The following is a 14516-nucleotide window of genomic DNA, read 5'->3' as shown; positions in this document are numbered from 1 at the left end:
GTGAAGGGTCCCTTCACGGACTCTGCGTCCGTGAAGGGACCCTTCACAGCCTCCGGGTCCGCGATCAGCGGAGCTTGTTGCCCGCCGAGCCCAGCGCCTGGGTCGCTTCGACGACGCGCGCGGCCATGCCGGCCTCGGCGGCCTTGAGGTACGAACGCGGGTCGTAGACCTTCTTGTTGCCGACCTCGCCGTCGACCTTCAGGACGCCGTCGTAGTTCTTGAAGAAGTGGTCGGCGATCGGGCGCGTGAAGGCGTACTGGGTGTCGGTGTCGACGTTCATCTTCACCACGCCGTAGGTGACGGCTTCGCGGATTTCCTCCGGCAGGGAGCCGGAACCGCCGTGGAAGACCAATTCGAACGGCTTGGCACCGGCCTCGAGGCCAAGCTTCTTCGCCGCGGCTTCCTGGCCGCCCTTGAGCACGTCCGGGCGCAGCTTCACGTTGCCCGGCTTGTACACGCCGTGCACGTTGCCGAAGGTCGCCGCCAGCAGGTAGCGGCCCTTCTCGCCGGCACCGAGCGCGTCGATGGTCTTGAGGAAGTCGCCTTCGGCGGTGTAGAGCTTCTCGTTGATCTCCGCCTCGACGCCGTCCTCCTCGCCGCCGACCACGCCGATCTCGACCTCGAGGATGATGTTCGCCGCCGCGGTCTTGGCCAGCAGCTCCTGCGCGATCTGCAGGTTCTCGTCCAGGTCGATCGCCGAGCCGTCCCACATGTGCGACTGGAACAGCGGCAGGCCGCCACCCCGCACGCGCTCGGCGGAGATCTCGATCAGGGGGCGGACGAAGCCGTCCAGCTTGTCCTTCGGGCAGTGGTCGGTGTGCAAGGCGACGTTGACGTCGTACTTCGCCGCCACGACCTGGGCGAACTCGGCCAGCGCGGTCGCGCCGGTGACCATGTCCTTCACCTTCTGCCCGGACGCGAACTCCGCGCCGCCGGTGGAGAACTGGATGATCCCGTCGCTTTCCGCCTCGGCGAACCCGCGGATCGCGGCGTTCACGGTTTCCGACGAGGTCACGTTGATGGCCGGGTAGGCGAATTCGTTCGCCTTCGCCCGGTCGAGCATCTCCGCGTAGACCTCGGGGGTGGCGATGGGCATCGGTTCCTCCTCGGGACGACTGCTGCTATAGCCGCATCGTACGAGGTGGACACGATCGGCCGCGGTAGTCCTCCCGCACACCCTGGCCGGACCAGGTGGAACGATTCAGCGCCGCGGCGGATCAGCCGCGCATCCCCGATACCTACTTTCAAGTAGCTTACTCGGGGTAGGTTGAGGTACCGTCCCGGCCACAAGGCAAAGGCTGCCGAGGAGGGCACCATGGCTCCGCTTCAGAACACTTCGGTCGACGGCAAGGTCGTGCTGATCACCGGCGCCGCCCGCGGCCTCGGCGCCGGACTCGCCGAACGTCTGGTGGCCCGCGGCGCCAAGGTCGCACTGGTCGGCCTCGAAGCCGCGGAGCAGGAGAAGGTGGCGAAGGGACTCGGCCCGGCCGCCCACTCCTGGGAAGCCGACGTGACCAGCTGGGACGCCCTCGAAGCGGCCACCGCCGGCGTCGTCGGGCACTTCGGCGGCATCGACATCGTCATCGCGAACGCAGGCATCGCCACGGTGGGTTTCGTGCGCTCGGTGGACCGGGCGGCCTTCGAGAAGGTGATCGAGGTCGACCTGCTCGGCGTATGGCGCACCTTCCGCGTCACCCTCCCGTACGTCATCGAACGCCGCGGCTACCTGCTCTGCTCGCGATCTCGTCGCTGGCCGCGATCGCGCACGCGCCCGGCATCGCGAACTACACCGCGGCCAAAGCGGGCGTCGAAGCATTCTCCGACAGTCTCCGCGCGGAGGTGGCCCATCTCGGGGTCCGGGTCGGCGTCGCGCACCCGACGTGGATCCGCACCGACCTGGTCGAAAGCGCCGACACGCACCCGGTCTTCGGCAAGCTTCGCGCGTCGATGCCGGGACTGATCGGCAAGACCTACCCGGCGACCGTGGCGCTCGACTGCCTCGAAGCCGGGATTCTCAAGCGTGCACGGACGATCCATGTACCTCGCTGGGTCGGCGGACTTAAGCTACTGCGCGCGTTCCTACCGCCGATCATCGAGTTCTCCTCACGGTCCCGGGTGCCCTCGGCGGATCGGGACGCGCTGAAGGACATCGAAGAACGCGGCGCGTTCGAGTCCGCGGTCAACGGCCACGGAGGGCGCGCTGCCACGAAGCAGCACTGAAGGAGCGCGCATGTCCCGTCGCGACCAGATCCGGATGACGCCGGACGAGGTACAGGCCTACTTCGCCGAACAGAAGGTCATCAACGTCGCGTCGATCGGCCCGAAGGGCAGGCCGCACCTGGCACCGCTCTGGTACTACCCGCACGAGGGCGGCGTCGCGACGTGGACGTACGGCAGCTCTCAGAAGGCGAAGAACCTGCGGCGGCTCGCTGAGGCGACAGTGCTGGTCGAAAGCGGCGAGTCGTACGAGCAGCTGTGCGGCGTCTCGTTCGAAGCAACCGTCGAGCTCATCGATGACACCCCGGTAGTCACCCAGATGGGCATCACGCTCATGCAGCGCTACTCCGGCGCCGAGCCGGGCGCGCGGCCCGCCCCGGAACTTGAGGCCTTCGTCGCAGGCCAGGCCCCGAAACGGGTCGGCCTGATCTTCCGTCCGACGAAGCTCACCAGCTGGGACCACCGCAAGCTGGCCGGAGTCTACTGATCAGTAGGTAGTACTTCCCGGTAACTGTTACCTGAGGTAACATCAACCGTCGCCAGACCACCACCGCAGCGGAGGCCGAGGAGATGACCGAGCAGTTCAAGGTCGTGATCGTTGGCACCGGGTTCTCCGGGCTGGGCCAGGCGATCCAGCTCGAGAAAGCGGGCATCCGGGACTACCTGATCCTGGAGAAGGCCGGCGAGGTGGGCGGCACCTGGCGGGACAACTCCTACCCCGGATGCGCCTGCGACGTGCAATCGCACATCTACTCGTTCTCCTTCGCGCAGAACCCGGATTGGAGCCGGTCGTTCTCCCCGCGGCAGGAGATCTTCGAATACCTCAAGCGCGTCGCGGACTCCCACCGGCTGCGCGAGCGGATCCGGTTCGGCGTGGAGATCACCGGCGCGCACTGGGACGCCGGCGCCCGCCGCTGGACCGTGGAGACCAAGGGTGGCCAGGAGTTCTCCGCACAGTTCGTGGTTTCCGGGGTCGGCGGACTGCACATCCCGCAGATCCCGCGGCTGCCGGGAATCGCGAGCTTCCAGGGCCAGGCCTGGCATTCCGCGCAGTGGAACCACGAGTTCGACCTGCCCGGCAAGAAGGTCGCGGTGGTCGGCACCGGGGCGAGCGCCGTGCAGTTCGTCCCACAGATCGCCCCCGAGGTCGCCGAGCTGAAGCTGTTCCAGCGCACCCCGCCGTGGCTGCTGCCCAAACCCGACCACCCGATGCCGGCCTGGACCAGACGGGTGTTCCGGCAGGTGCCGGGCGCCCAGCGGCTCTACCGCGGCGCGCTGTACTGGTCACGGGAGGCCCGCGCGCTCGGGTTCACCGGTCCTTCGTGGATCATGCAGGCTGGGCAAGTGCTTTCCCGGCGGCACATCGCCCGTGGCATCAAGGATCCCGAGCTGCGGCGCAAGGTCACCCCGGACTACACGATGGGCTGCAAGCGGGTGCTGCTGTCCAACGACTACTTCCCGGCACTGGACCGGCCGAACGTGGACGTGATCACCGACGGAGTCGCCGAGGTCCGCGCCCACAGCGTGGTCGACGGCGCCGGTGTGGAGCACGAGGTCGACGCGATCATCTACGGCACCGGATTCAAGGTGATCGACGCGCTGGACTACCTCGACATCACCGGGGTGGACGGGCGCGATCTGGCGAAGTCGTGGGCCACCGAGGGAGCGCGGACGCACAAGGGGATCACCGTCTCCGGGTTCCCGAACCTGTTCTTCCTGCTCGGCCCGAACACCGCGGTCGGGCACACCTCGGTGATCTTCATGATCGAAGCGCAGGCCCGGTACGTGGTGGACGCGATCCGGCTGGCCGATTCCCGCGGTGCCGAGGCGCTCGACGTGCGCGAATCGGTGCAGGAGCGGTTCCAGGAACACCTCCAGGGCAAGCTGGCCAAGAGCGTGTGGACGCAGGGTGGCTGCAAGAGCTGGTACCTCGACGCGAAGGGCATCAACCGCGCCACCTGGCCGGGGTTCACCTGGCGGTACTGGCTGCAGACCCGCCGCGTCGAGCCGAGCGACTACGAGCTGAGCGGCCGGTCGTGAACACCGAGCCCGAGCACTCCGTGGTCCTGCTGCCCGGCCCGCGGGCGCTGGCGATCCGGCCGTACTTCCGGAAGTCCTGTCACCCCACCGAAACCAGGAACACCGGCCAGGCCGTCGCCTACCTCGCGAGTTCACCGGCGGCCCGCGCCGCCGACCCCCGCCCATGACCGGTCCGCGCTTCCGGCGCGGCTCGAGCGGACGGACCTGCTGCTGTCCACTTTGGTCACTGTCGGCGCGGCGGATCGGCGAGTGGCCGGATTTTCCGGACGCCGGCGCCCCACCGGTACGCACAGTGGACCGTCGACTGCAGTTTGTCATCGACGCGGTGCGCGCGGAGGCCGATGACGTGGTAAGCCTCCGGACGGCAGTGCGCTGCCGCGCTGGCAATACTCACTGTGCGGCAACCAGAAAGATCATTCTTGCCGCCTGATCGCAGTGCGCCGCCTCGGTGCCGCGCGTCCGCGGAGGCACACGCGCTGACGGCGGGAACCCGCGTGACTGTGCGCGGGCCGCGCAACGCGTTCCCGTTCGTCGCCGCTGCGGCGTACCACTTCGTGGCAGGCGGGATCGGGATCACCCCGATCCCGCCGATGGTGCCCCAGGCGGCCGCTCACGGCGCCGACTGGCAGCTGGTTTACACCGGACGGGACCGGGCGTCGATGCCGTTCGCGCCGGACCTGCCCTACTCGTGCCGACAGGGCTTCTGCGGCACCTGCGCGGTGCCGACCGCGGACGGCGGGCAGACGCGGGTGCCCGCCGTCCTTGATCTCTAGTCCTGGCCGGGCAGCCAAGAGCCGAGTACCGGCCGGAACTCGCGGACCGAGCGTTCTGCCACGACGCCTTCCAGGTAGTACGGGTCGTTGTCGATCAGGGTCTGCAGTTCCGCCTCGTTCTCGGCCTGCCAGAGCCCGAGGCCGCCGGTGTCGTCGCCGAGCGGACCGGCGACCGCGACCCGGCCCTGCGCGGCGTGCTCGTTCAGGTACGCGCGGTGGCGGGGACGAACGTCCGCCAGTTTCTCCGGCACGTAGCGGATTTCGACGAGGTACCAGGCCATGCGGATCTCCCGGGTAGAGGTTGCGGTGACCGCAGGGACGCTACCTGTGCCCGGCGGAGTGATCCCAGCATCCGATCAGTGGCGGGGCCGGGGCGACCCGATACCCTAGGTGGGCGTCAGCACCTGTGTGCACGCTGTGCGAACCGGAGCCGCCACAGATCCGCTGACCCGATATGTCGAGGACAGGCGGGGAAACATGCTCGAGGGGAACGCGGAACGCAGTGTCGAGGCGACCCTCGGACACTTGCGGACCATGGACGGACCGGCACCGGTGCAGCCACCGGCCGCTCCGCTGACCCTGGAAGACCTGTACAAACAGCACCGGATGCGACTGGTCCGGCTGGCGATACTCCTGGTGGACGAGCCGGCCACGGCCGAGGACGTCGTGCAGGAGGCGTTCACCGGCCTGCACCGCAACTGGGGGCGGCTGCGTGACGCCGCGGCCGCTGTCGGTTACCTGCGCACCGCCGTGGTCAACGGATCGCGGAGCGTGTTGCGCCGGCGCAAGACCGCGCGCGAGTACGTGCCGCCGCACGCGGTCAACGCCCGGTCGGCGGAAAGCCTCGCGATGCTTTCGAGCGAGCATCAGGCCGTCGTGAGCGCGCTCTCGAAGCTGCCGCCGCGACAGCGCGAGGTGCTCGTGCTGCGGTACTACGGCGGGCTGAGCGAAGCGGAGATCTCCGAGGCCGCGGGTATCTCGAAGGGGACCGTGAAGTCAACCGCCAGCCGAGCGCTGGAGGCGCTGCAGAAGGCAATGCAGGCACCCCAACTGTGACCCGGTGGGATGACCCCAGATCTGGTCCAGACCAATATATGCTGGAGTGTGTGAAGCACGCCGGAGATTTCGTCATCACGGGTGGCCGCATCGCCACCCCGGACCACGTTCTCGAGGACGGCTGGCTGTCCGTGTCGGACGGGCGGATCAGCGCGCTCGGCACCGGAACGCCCCCGGGCGGCCCGGAAACCGAATTCGTCGACGTCGGCGGGAGCCTGGTCGTACCCGGGTTCATCGACACCCACTGCCACGGCGGTGGCGGCAGCTCGTTCTCCACACTGGACGCCGACGAGGTCCTCACCGCGGTGCGCGCGCACCGGCGGCACGGCACCACGACCACCCTGGCCAGCCTGGTCTCCGATCCGATCGACCTGCTCACCGGGCAGATCGCCGCGCTGCGCGAACTGGTGCAGGAAGGCGAGCTGGCCGGGATTCACCTGGAGGGCCCGTTCATCTCCCGGGCCCGCTGCGGGGCACACGATCCGGACACGTTGCGCGAACCGGATACCCGCACCGTGGAGAAGCTGCTCCGGGCCGGACACGGCGCGATCCGGATGGTCACCCTCGCCCCGGAGCTGCCCGGCGGTGTCAAGGCCGTCCGCCAACTGGCCGAAACCGGCGTGCTCGCCGCGATCGGGCACACCGACGGCGTCGCCGAACAGCTGGTCCCCGCGATCGACGCGGGCGCGACGGTGGCCACCCACCTGTTCAACGGCATGCGCCCGTTGCACCATCGCGAACCGGGCCCGGTGGGCGTACTGCTCGACGACGAACGGGTCACCGTCGAGCTGATCTGCGATCTCGTGCACCTGCACCCGACCGTGGTCCGCCTGGCCGCGAACCACGCCGGCCAGGGCCGGACCGTGCTGATCACCGACGCGATGTCCGCCACCGACGCCGCCGACGGCCGCTACACCCTCGGCCGCCTGGAAGTCGACGTCCACGATGGGGTGGCGACCCTGCCCAACGGCTCGCTGGCCGGCAGCACGTTGACGATGGACGCCGCTTTCCGGAACCTGGTGAAGGGGGCGAAACTCGGGATCCTGGAAGCCGTCCGGGCCACCGCCGGACGCCCCGCGGAACTGCTGGGCATCGCGGACCGCACGGGTTCCCTGCGCCCCGGTCTGGCCGCCGACGCGGTAGTACTGGACGACGACCTGCACCCGACCCGCGTCCTGCGCCAGGGCGAGTGGGTGGCCGAGGTCGGCAGGGCTACCTTGAGCACATAAACCCGAGACCCCGGAGGAAGACGGAGCGGATGAGCGAGCCGAAGGACCCGGAGCGCCTGCTGGCCGAGGCGCTGCGCGCACAGGCGGCATTCGCACCCCATCTGGCTCCAGGCTCGGGCCGTCGGGCCGAACCCGCTCCGGGTGCGGCGGATGATCCGGCGGCGGGTGCGGCGGCTCCGGGCGCTTTGGCTCCGGGCGAGTCGGATGGTCCGGTGGCGGCAAGTGCTCATGGTGCCTCGGATGCTCCAGCCGAGTCAGGTACTGCAAGTGCGTCAGGCACTCCGGCCGAGTCAGGCACCCCCGCTGCGCCAGGCACTCCCGGCGCGTCGAGCACTCCCGGTGCCTCGGGTGCTCCGACGGTGTCCGATCCGGGCACATCGGGCATTCCGGCCACCCCGGATGCGTCGACCGCCGCAGGTACAGGCAACCCGAGCCCCTCGGATCAGAACGGCCCAGCCCCGAGCGCTGCGACCGAAGTCAATCCCACGCTCCAGGGCGACGGCGATCCGGGCCGGAACGCTCTGGATCAGGAAACTCCGAGCACACCGGATCAGAGCGGTTCAGGCACTTCGGATGACAGCGAGGCCGGTCCGATCCTGCCCCGCGGCGCCGCTTCGCCCTCGCTGAACCCGGCAGGTCCCGGCAGGACAGGCACGGTCCCAGAAAACCCCGACCGCACCAGGGTTGGCGCCACAGGATCCAACCCGCCCGGTCCTGCTCCGGTTGATTCCACTTCGGCTGACGCCGGCACCGCCCAGCCCACCCCCGATCCCGGCACCGACCCCGGCGTCACCGTCACCGGCACCGGCCCAGCCGCCGGCATGCCCAGCCCCAGCGCCTCAGGTCCCACCGGCACCAGCACCACCAAGTCCGTCACCGGCGACTCCGCCACCAGTCAGCCCAGCTCAACTCCCGCAGGTACTAACACCACCGGCGAGCCCCGCTCTGTTCTGACCGGTACCGGCGCCGTCAGCACACCCAGCTCTACGCCCGGCGGTACCGGGGCCGGAAAGCCCAGCTCTGCCTCCGCCGATGGCCGCACCACGGCCACCGGTACCAGCCCCGCCAGCGACTTGGAGGCCACCACCCCGGCAGGTGCCGATCTCACCGGCTCCGGCACGGCAAGCGGCGACCCTACCGGCTCTGGTTCCGCTGATGGCCGCGCCACGGGCACCGGTACCAGCCCCGCCAGCGGCTTGGGGGCCACCACCCCGGCAGGTGCCGATCTCACCGGTTCCGGCACGGCAAGCGGCGGCCCTGCCGGCTCTGGTCCGGCAAACACCGTCCCCACCGGTCCCGGCCCAGGCAACGCCGCCGCGAGCCCAACCGGCCCCGGCGCTCCAGCCGCAGGCCCGGCCGCAGCGGGCCAGGGCAACCACAGCACCGGTCACCTCGGCCAGGCAGCAAGCTCGACCGGCTCCGGCCCGGTCACGACTGGCCGGCCCCCGCACGCCTCCGGGTCTACGGGTTCGTTCCCCGCAGTCCCGAGCCCTGCTGCTCCGGGCCACACCGGTTCGCGCCCGGCCACCTCCAGTTCCGCCGTGACCGGCCCGATCCCCCCTGGCGCCTCCCCTGCGTACGCTCACGGCGCGACAAGCCGCCGAGCAAGGGCAACAGGCCCCACGACGGAATTGCCACCCCGTTACGGCCTCCTCTCCGGCGCCGGCGCCGACTCCCTGGAACGCGAACGCGCGGCACTCGAAGACGCCGAGCCGACCACCTCCGGCACCAGCGTCCAGCCGGCCCAACAGGCCGGTCCGCTGCCCGCGCACTGGATTCTGCTGCTCGCGGTCCTGCTCGGCCTCGCCGCCGGTTCGGTGATCGGCCTGCTGACTCTGATCTGACGACCGTGACATCTCGGCCCGACCACGGCCATTCGGCCCGGCCACGGCCACCGACACCGCCACGACCGCTGCCACCACACGGCCAATCGGTAGCCACGCCAACCAGTAGCCACACTGCCCGGGCCACGCTTCCCAGCCGAGTCCGCGCGGGATCACAGCGTCCGTCCGGCCATCCGGCTACCCATACCGCTCCGGCCGGTTCGTCACGTTTCCGCCGCGAGTCGGGACGCACCGGGCGGTCGCGTCCGATATGCCCGGTTGACGCTCGCTGACCTGCGATTCCTTGCCCGGTGAAAGCACACAGCGTCACCCTGTACCGTTTTCGGTGTGATTCTCGCGCAGAGCACAGTGACGACCATGTCCCTCCTGCCGTCGTGGCTGGATCCGCAGCACCTGCTGAGCGGGTTGACCGCTCCCGTCATCGCCGTGCTGTGCCTGATCATCTTTATCGAGAGCAGCATCTTCCCGGTTCTGCCAGGGGACTCCCTGCTGTTCACCGCAGGGTTGTTCATTGCGAACGACACGCTCAAAGCTCCGCTGTGGCTGGTGTGCGTGCTGGTCACGATCGCCGCGCTGGCAGGCAACGTCGGCGGCTACTACCTCGGCTACTTCGTCGGGCCGAAGCTGTTCAACCGGCCCGATTCGAAGATCTTCAAGCAGGAGTACGTGGACAAGACGCACGGATTCCTGGAGAAGCACGGCCCGAAGGCCGTGGTGCTGGCGCGCTTCGTGCCGTTCGTGCGGACCTTCATCACGTGGATCGCCGGGATCGGGCGGATGGACCCGAAGCGCTACTTCACCTACACGGTGCTGGGCGGCATCCTCTGGGCCGCGGGGATCACGGTGCTCGGTGCGGTCCTCGGCAACATCGAGTTCATCCGCAACAACGTCGACGCGATCTTCATCGTGATCGTGCTGGTGTCCGTGGTGCCGATCGCGATCGAGTACCTGCGTGGACGGCGCGGCAAGAACGCGCCGGCCGAGGACGCCGGCGAGGTCACCCAGCAGATCCCGCGGGTGCGCGACTGACCGTCCGCCGGCTCAGTCGGCCATCGAGAACATCGAACCCGGGTTGAACAGGTTCTCCGGGTCGAGAGCCTGCTTGATCCGCCGATGCACCCGGATGCCGACGGGGCCGATTTCCCGGGCGAGCCACTCACGTTTGATCTTGCCGACGCCGTGTTCACCGGTGACGGTGCCGCCGAGTGACAGGCCGACCTCAAGGATTTCGTCGAACGCCTGCTGCGCGCGGGCGAATTCCGCTTCGGAGTCGGGCGAGTAGACGATGGTCGGGTGCATGTTGCCGTCGCCGGCGTGGCCGACCACGGCGATCTTGAGGCCTACCTTTTGGCTGATCCGCTCGCAACCGCGGATCAGTTCGGCGATGCGGGTGCGGGGCACGCAGACGTCATCGGTGAGCCAGACACCGTAGGTTTCCAGCGCGGTGAGCACCACGCGCCGGGCCTGCAGCAGCATCCGACCCTCTTCGAGGTCGTCGGTGGCGTACGCGAGATCGGCACCGCAGTCGGTGCAGATCTGCTCCAGCGCGGCCAGCTCACGGCGGGCGACCTCGCCGCCCGCGTCGGACTGGCCGAGTAGCAAAGCCTGGCAGTCGGAGCCGGCGCCGAGGTCGGTGTTGAGGTAGGTCTCGGCGGCCTTGATCGACGCCGCGTCCATGATCTCCAGCAGCGACGGCACCAGTCCTTCCCGTACCGCCCGCGCGACTGCTTCACCGGCCGCCTCGGTGGTCGCGAAGCCCGCGACGAAGGTGGCCGGCGCCTGCGGAAGCGGCCGCAAGGCGACGGTGGCCTGCGTGATCACCCCGAGCGTGCCTTCGCTGCCGATGAAGAGCTTCGTGAGGTCGTAGCCGGCAACTCCTTTCACGGTGCGCCGTCCGGTCTTCAGCAACGACCCGTCGGCGAGCACGACTTCAAGCCCCAGCACGGAATCCGTGGTCACGCCGTACTTGACGCAGCAGAGTCCGCCCGCATTGGTGGACAGGTTGCCGCCGAGGGTGCACCAGTCGTAGCTCGACGGGTCGGGTGGGTAGAACAGCCCGTGCTTCTCGACCGCCGACCGGAAATCGAGGTTGACCACGCCCGGCTGCACGACCGCGAGCCGGTTGCCCGCATCGACCTCGACGATTTCGTTCAGCTTCGTCAGCACGAGGACCATGCAGCCGTCGACCGCGTTCGCCGCACCGGAGAGCCCACTACCCGCCCCACGCGGCACGATCGGCACCTTCGCCTCCGCGCAAGCACGCACCACCGCCTGGACCCCCGCGGTGTCCGCCGGCAACACCACCGCCAACGGCTTGCCCACGGGCGCGAGCGGCATCATGTCGCGCGCGTACGTACTGGTGACGTCGGCGTCGGTGAGCACAGCACCGGAACCAAGCTGGTCCCGCAACCGCTGGAGGAGGGCATCGTTGCTCATGCCGTCATGGTAGACCGGGAACTCCACAGTGCGGAATGTTTTTTCCGAAGAGCATTCCGCGGTGCGGGCCGGAACCCCCAGCCGGCTGGACGCGTCCGGCAAACCCCGCCACGGCAGCGATGAGGGTCGCGCACCACCTGTTCTACCTCTGGCTGAGGTAGAAACGCGCCACCTCCGGTCATTCCGGACCACAGCCGCCTGTGCCTGTCCAGACAGGGACTCCTTGGACTGGCGGGGTGAACCCGCGCAGCGACCAAGGCGCTCCTGCCGCCCTCACCCTGACTGCGCAGGTTCCTTTCCGGACAGACGCCCGCCGCCCCGTCGATCCGAACGCGTGACTCCCTTCCGGGACCGGCTTCCGTTTCCTAGCAACGACTTTCGAACCGGAGTCTGGACCCACGGCCCGAGCCGGAGGTCGTCTCTGGGCTCATCCGGGCAGTCGGCGCGGTCGTGTGGAACCGTCTTGAATCAGCCGTGCGACACCACCTCCTCCGGATTCCCGGACCTCGGCCGGTTTCGCCGCCGGGCCAGCAGGTAATACGCCTGCACGGCCGTGTAAATCAGGACCGCGGCGCCGACCCAGGCGCTGGTGTGCAGTGCCGCCACGAACGCCTCGCGGGCGCCGCTGAGCATGGCTGCCGCGCCGGGAGGCGGCAGGGAGTGCGCGGCTGCGACAGCACCGCCAAGGGTGTCGTGCGCTGCCGCAGGCGCCCCGGCGGGCAGTCCTGACTGGTAGACAGCAGTGGCCAGGCTGCCGAGGAGGGCAGTGCCGAGCGCCGCGCCCAGTTCGTAACCAGCCTCCGAGATCGCCGAGGCAGCGCCCGCCCGGTCCGCGGGAGCGGCGGAGATGACCAGGTCGTTGGTCAGTGTCTCGGACAACGCCACCCCTCCGCCGACCAGGACGAACGACACCACCACGGCGGCGAGCCCGGCTTGGGTGCCGATCGCGGTGAGCACCAGGAATCCGACCACGCCGAACACCAAGCCCAGGCTGACGAGCGCCGGCACCCGCACCCGGCGGGCGAGCCGGGCTGCGATCAGCGAACCGATGACGCCGGCCGCGGTCGCGGGCAGCATCCACAGCGCGGCCACGAGCGGGGACAATCCGAGCACCAGCTGGAGATATTGCGGCAGCAGGAAAAGCAGCCCCACCATCGCGAACACGCCCAGCATGTTGGTGATCACCGCGCCGGCGAACATCCGGTCGGTGAACAGCCCGAGATCAAGCATCGGCGCTGCCAGCCGGCGCTGCCTGCGAACGAACAGCACCCCCAGCGCCAGCCCGGCGAGAATCGCCAGCCCGGCAGTCCAGGAAAACCCCTCGGTGGCGGCGAGTTTCACGCCGTAGACCACCGGCAGCATCGTGCCGAACGAGAGCAGCGCCGACCAGGGATCGAACCGGCCCGGCTTCGGATCCCGGAACTCCGGCAGCAGCAACGGTCCGGCAATCAGCAGAACCACCATCACCGGGACGTTGATCAGGAATACCGAACCCCACCAGAAGTGCTCCAGGAGCCAGCCACCGATGACCGGACCGACCGCCATACCGCCGGAGAACGCCGCACTCCACACGGCCACCGCGGTGCGGCGGGCCCGCTCGCCGATGAAGATGCTGCGGATCAGGGACAGCGTGGAGGGCATCAGCGTCGCCCCGCCGACCCCCAGCAGCGCCCGCGCCAGGATCAGCATCAACGGCGAGGTCGAGAACGCCGCCAGCACGGAAGCCGCGCCGAAGGCCGCCCCGCCCCAGAGCAGCAGCCTGCGCCTGCCGATCCGGTCACCCAGCGTGCCCATGAAAACGAGCAATCCGGCCAGCACGAAGGAATAGACGTCGACGATCCACAGCTGTTCGGCTCCCGTGGGCGCGAGATCCGCGCTCAGGTAGGGCAGCGCGAAGCCGAGCACTGTCGAATCCACGCTGATCAGCAGTACCGGGAGTACCAGTACGGCCAACGCCAGCCATTGTCCGCGCCTCGCCATGGCGCACTCATCCTTTCTTGCACCGTCCAGACGGTACAGTTTCGATCCCGGATTGAAGGTAAACCGTCCGGACGGTATAGTCAAGGTCAATGGCCAGACCTTCAGCACGAGACCGCATCCTCGATTCCTACGAGGTTCTCCTGATCGAGCGGGGACCACTCGAGATCACCCTTGACTCGGTGGCCGCCCACGCCGGGGTGTCCAAGGGTGGGCTGCTCTACCACTTCGGGTCCAAGGACGCCCTGCGCGACGGCCTGCTCGAGCGGCTGGAGCGGCTCACCGAGGAGGATCTCGCGCTCGCCCGCGCAGCGCCGGAAGGCGTGGTGCGCTACTACCTGCGCACTGCGGTCACCGACGTGACGCAAAACCTGCCGGTGCACCGCACGAACATGGCGACCCTCCGGCTGGTGCTGAACGACCCGATCGCGGCCGAGGTGTCGCTGCGGTGCATGAACTGGTTCCGCGACCTGTTGACGGAGCATGTGGACGATCCGTTGACGGCGGAACTCGTATTACTGGTCGGCGAAGGGCTCTATATGCGCACGGCGCTCAGTGAGGACGGGACGAACTCGCTACTGGGACGGATCGACATCATCGCGAACCGGCTCGATGTGGGTGACCAGAGCGGAGTCGAGCACTGACGAGATCCGTCGGTGGTGACGTGGAACGGTGGTGTCGGATGGGCGAACGCCACCACTGAAGCCCTGGATTTTCCTACGAAACAAACGAAAAGCCGCAGCCGAAGGAGGCCCGATCGGTCAAGCGGACAAAGTGGGAGGGCGGTCGCGATGACCTTGCGTTGACGCGTGCGGGACAGTACGAGAGCGTCCGGCAGGGGTCAGGATCGTTTGGCGGCAGCGCAAATCCACCACGATGACCGCAGGGAACAAGACGGACAGCGCGGTCCGCACCGGCGGAAATGGTTGCGGGTGAACAACAAA

At 68.9% G+C, this 14516-nt stretch carries 13 protein-coding genes and 1 pseudogene; 10 read left to right on the top strand and 4 right to left on the bottom strand.

The features are described from left to right. Positions 1 to 64: 64 nt before the first annotated feature. Positions 65 to 1096: a class II fructose-bisphosphate aldolase gene (fbaA, locus tag D5S19_RS17390; RefSeq protein WP_098512597.1), complete on the bottom strand. Its 1032-nt coding sequence runs from the start codon at positions 1094 to 1096 to the stop codon at positions 65 to 67. A gap of 219 nt (positions 1097 to 1315) precedes the next feature. On the opposite strand from fbaA, the pseudogene D5S19_RS17385 reads away from it, so the two are divergent. From D5S19_RS17385 to D5S19_RS33805, 5 genes and pseudogenes are all read left to right on the top strand, one after another. Next, positions 1316 to 2220 (top strand): annotated as a pseudogene (locus D5S19_RS17385) (short-chain dehydrogenase/reductase). A 10-nt stretch (positions 2221 to 2230) separates the two neighbouring features. Next, positions 2231 to 2704 (top strand): pyridoxamine 5'-phosphate oxidase family protein, encoded by a 474-nt coding sequence (locus D5S19_RS17380; protein WP_120024378.1) that lies wholly within the window; start codon positions 2231 to 2233, stop codon positions 2702 to 2704. Positions 2705 to 2787: 83 nt separating this feature from the next. Beyond that, positions 2788 to 4257: a flavin-containing monooxygenase gene (locus D5S19_RS17375; protein WP_120024377.1), complete on the top strand. Its 1470-nt coding sequence runs from the start codon at positions 2788 to 2790 to the stop codon at positions 4255 to 4257. Further along, positions 4254 to 4424, top strand: coding sequence for a hypothetical protein (locus tag D5S19_RS17370; RefSeq protein ID WP_233574002.1), 171 nt, complete (start codon positions 4254 to 4256; stop codon positions 4422 to 4424). Before D5S19_RS17375 ends, D5S19_RS17370 begins: the two co-directional genes overlap by 4 nt. A 327-nt stretch (positions 4425 to 4751) precedes the next feature. After that, complete coding sequence (locus tag D5S19_RS33805; RefSeq protein ID WP_325050279.1) at positions 4752 to 5030, top strand: 2Fe-2S iron-sulfur cluster-binding protein; 279 nt, start codon at positions 4752 to 4754, stop codon at positions 5028 to 5030. Here the strand turns inward: D5S19_RS33805 and D5S19_RS17360 are convergent. Next, a complete protein-coding gene (locus D5S19_RS17360) occupies positions 5027 to 5311 on the bottom strand; it encodes a YciI family protein (RefSeq protein ID WP_120024376.1) in 285 nt (94 codons plus the stop codon). The two genes, D5S19_RS33805 and D5S19_RS17360, sit on opposite strands and share 4 nt — an antisense overlap. Positions 5312 to 5507: 196 nt before the next feature. Here D5S19_RS17360 and D5S19_RS17355 point away from each other — a divergent pair, with 196 nt between their 5' ends. From D5S19_RS17355 to D5S19_RS17340, 4 genes are all read left to right on the top strand, one after another. Then, positions 5508 to 6086, top strand: a complete 579-nt coding sequence (locus D5S19_RS17355) for a SigE family RNA polymerase sigma factor (protein ID WP_098512592.1) — start codon at positions 5508 to 5510, stop codon at positions 6084 to 6086. Between the two features lie 38 nt (positions 6087 to 6124). Then, on the top strand, positions 6125 to 7315 hold the full coding sequence (gene nagA, locus D5S19_RS17350) for an N-acetylglucosamine-6-phosphate deacetylase (RefSeq protein WP_120024375.1): 1191 nt from the start codon (positions 6125 to 6127) through the stop codon (positions 7313 to 7315). 1631 nt (positions 7316 to 8946) lie between these two features. Next, the gene (locus tag D5S19_RS17345) at positions 8947 to 9159 is read left to right on the top strand and encodes a hypothetical protein (RefSeq protein ID WP_120024374.1); all 213 of its coding nucleotides are present in this window, start codon (positions 8947 to 8949) and stop codon (positions 9157 to 9159) included. A gap of 327 nt (positions 9160 to 9486) precedes the next feature. Next, the gene (locus D5S19_RS17340) at positions 9487 to 10188 is read left to right on the top strand and encodes a DedA family protein (protein ID WP_120024373.1); all 702 of its coding nucleotides are present in this window, start codon (positions 9487 to 9489) and stop codon (positions 10186 to 10188) included. A 12-nt stretch (positions 10189 to 10200) separates the two neighbouring features. Here D5S19_RS17340 and D5S19_RS17335 read toward each other — a convergent pair whose 3' ends face one another. Beyond that, on the bottom strand, positions 10201 to 11595 hold the full coding sequence (locus tag D5S19_RS17335) for an FAD-binding oxidoreductase (protein WP_120024450.1): 1395 nt from the start codon (positions 11593 to 11595) through the stop codon (positions 10201 to 10203). Positions 11596 to 12063: 468 nt separating this feature from the next. Further along, positions 12064 to 13575, bottom strand: a complete 1512-nt coding sequence (locus D5S19_RS17330; protein ID WP_120024372.1) for an MFS transporter — start codon at positions 13573 to 13575, stop codon at positions 12064 to 12066. Positions 13576 to 13664: 89 nt separating this feature from the next. On the opposite strand from D5S19_RS17330, the gene D5S19_RS17325 reads away from it, so the two are divergent. Then, a complete protein-coding gene (locus D5S19_RS17325) occupies positions 13665 to 14216 on the top strand; it encodes a TetR/AcrR family transcriptional regulator (protein WP_120024371.1) in 552 nt (183 codons plus the stop codon). Positions 14217 to 14516: the final 300 nt, after the last annotated feature.

The organism is Amycolatopsis panacis (assembly GCF_003600245.1).
GTDB lineage: Bacteria > Actinomycetota > Actinomycetes > Mycobacteriales > Pseudonocardiaceae > Amycolatopsis > Amycolatopsis sulphurea.
This window is presented reverse-complemented; position numbering and strand designations above follow the sequence as displayed.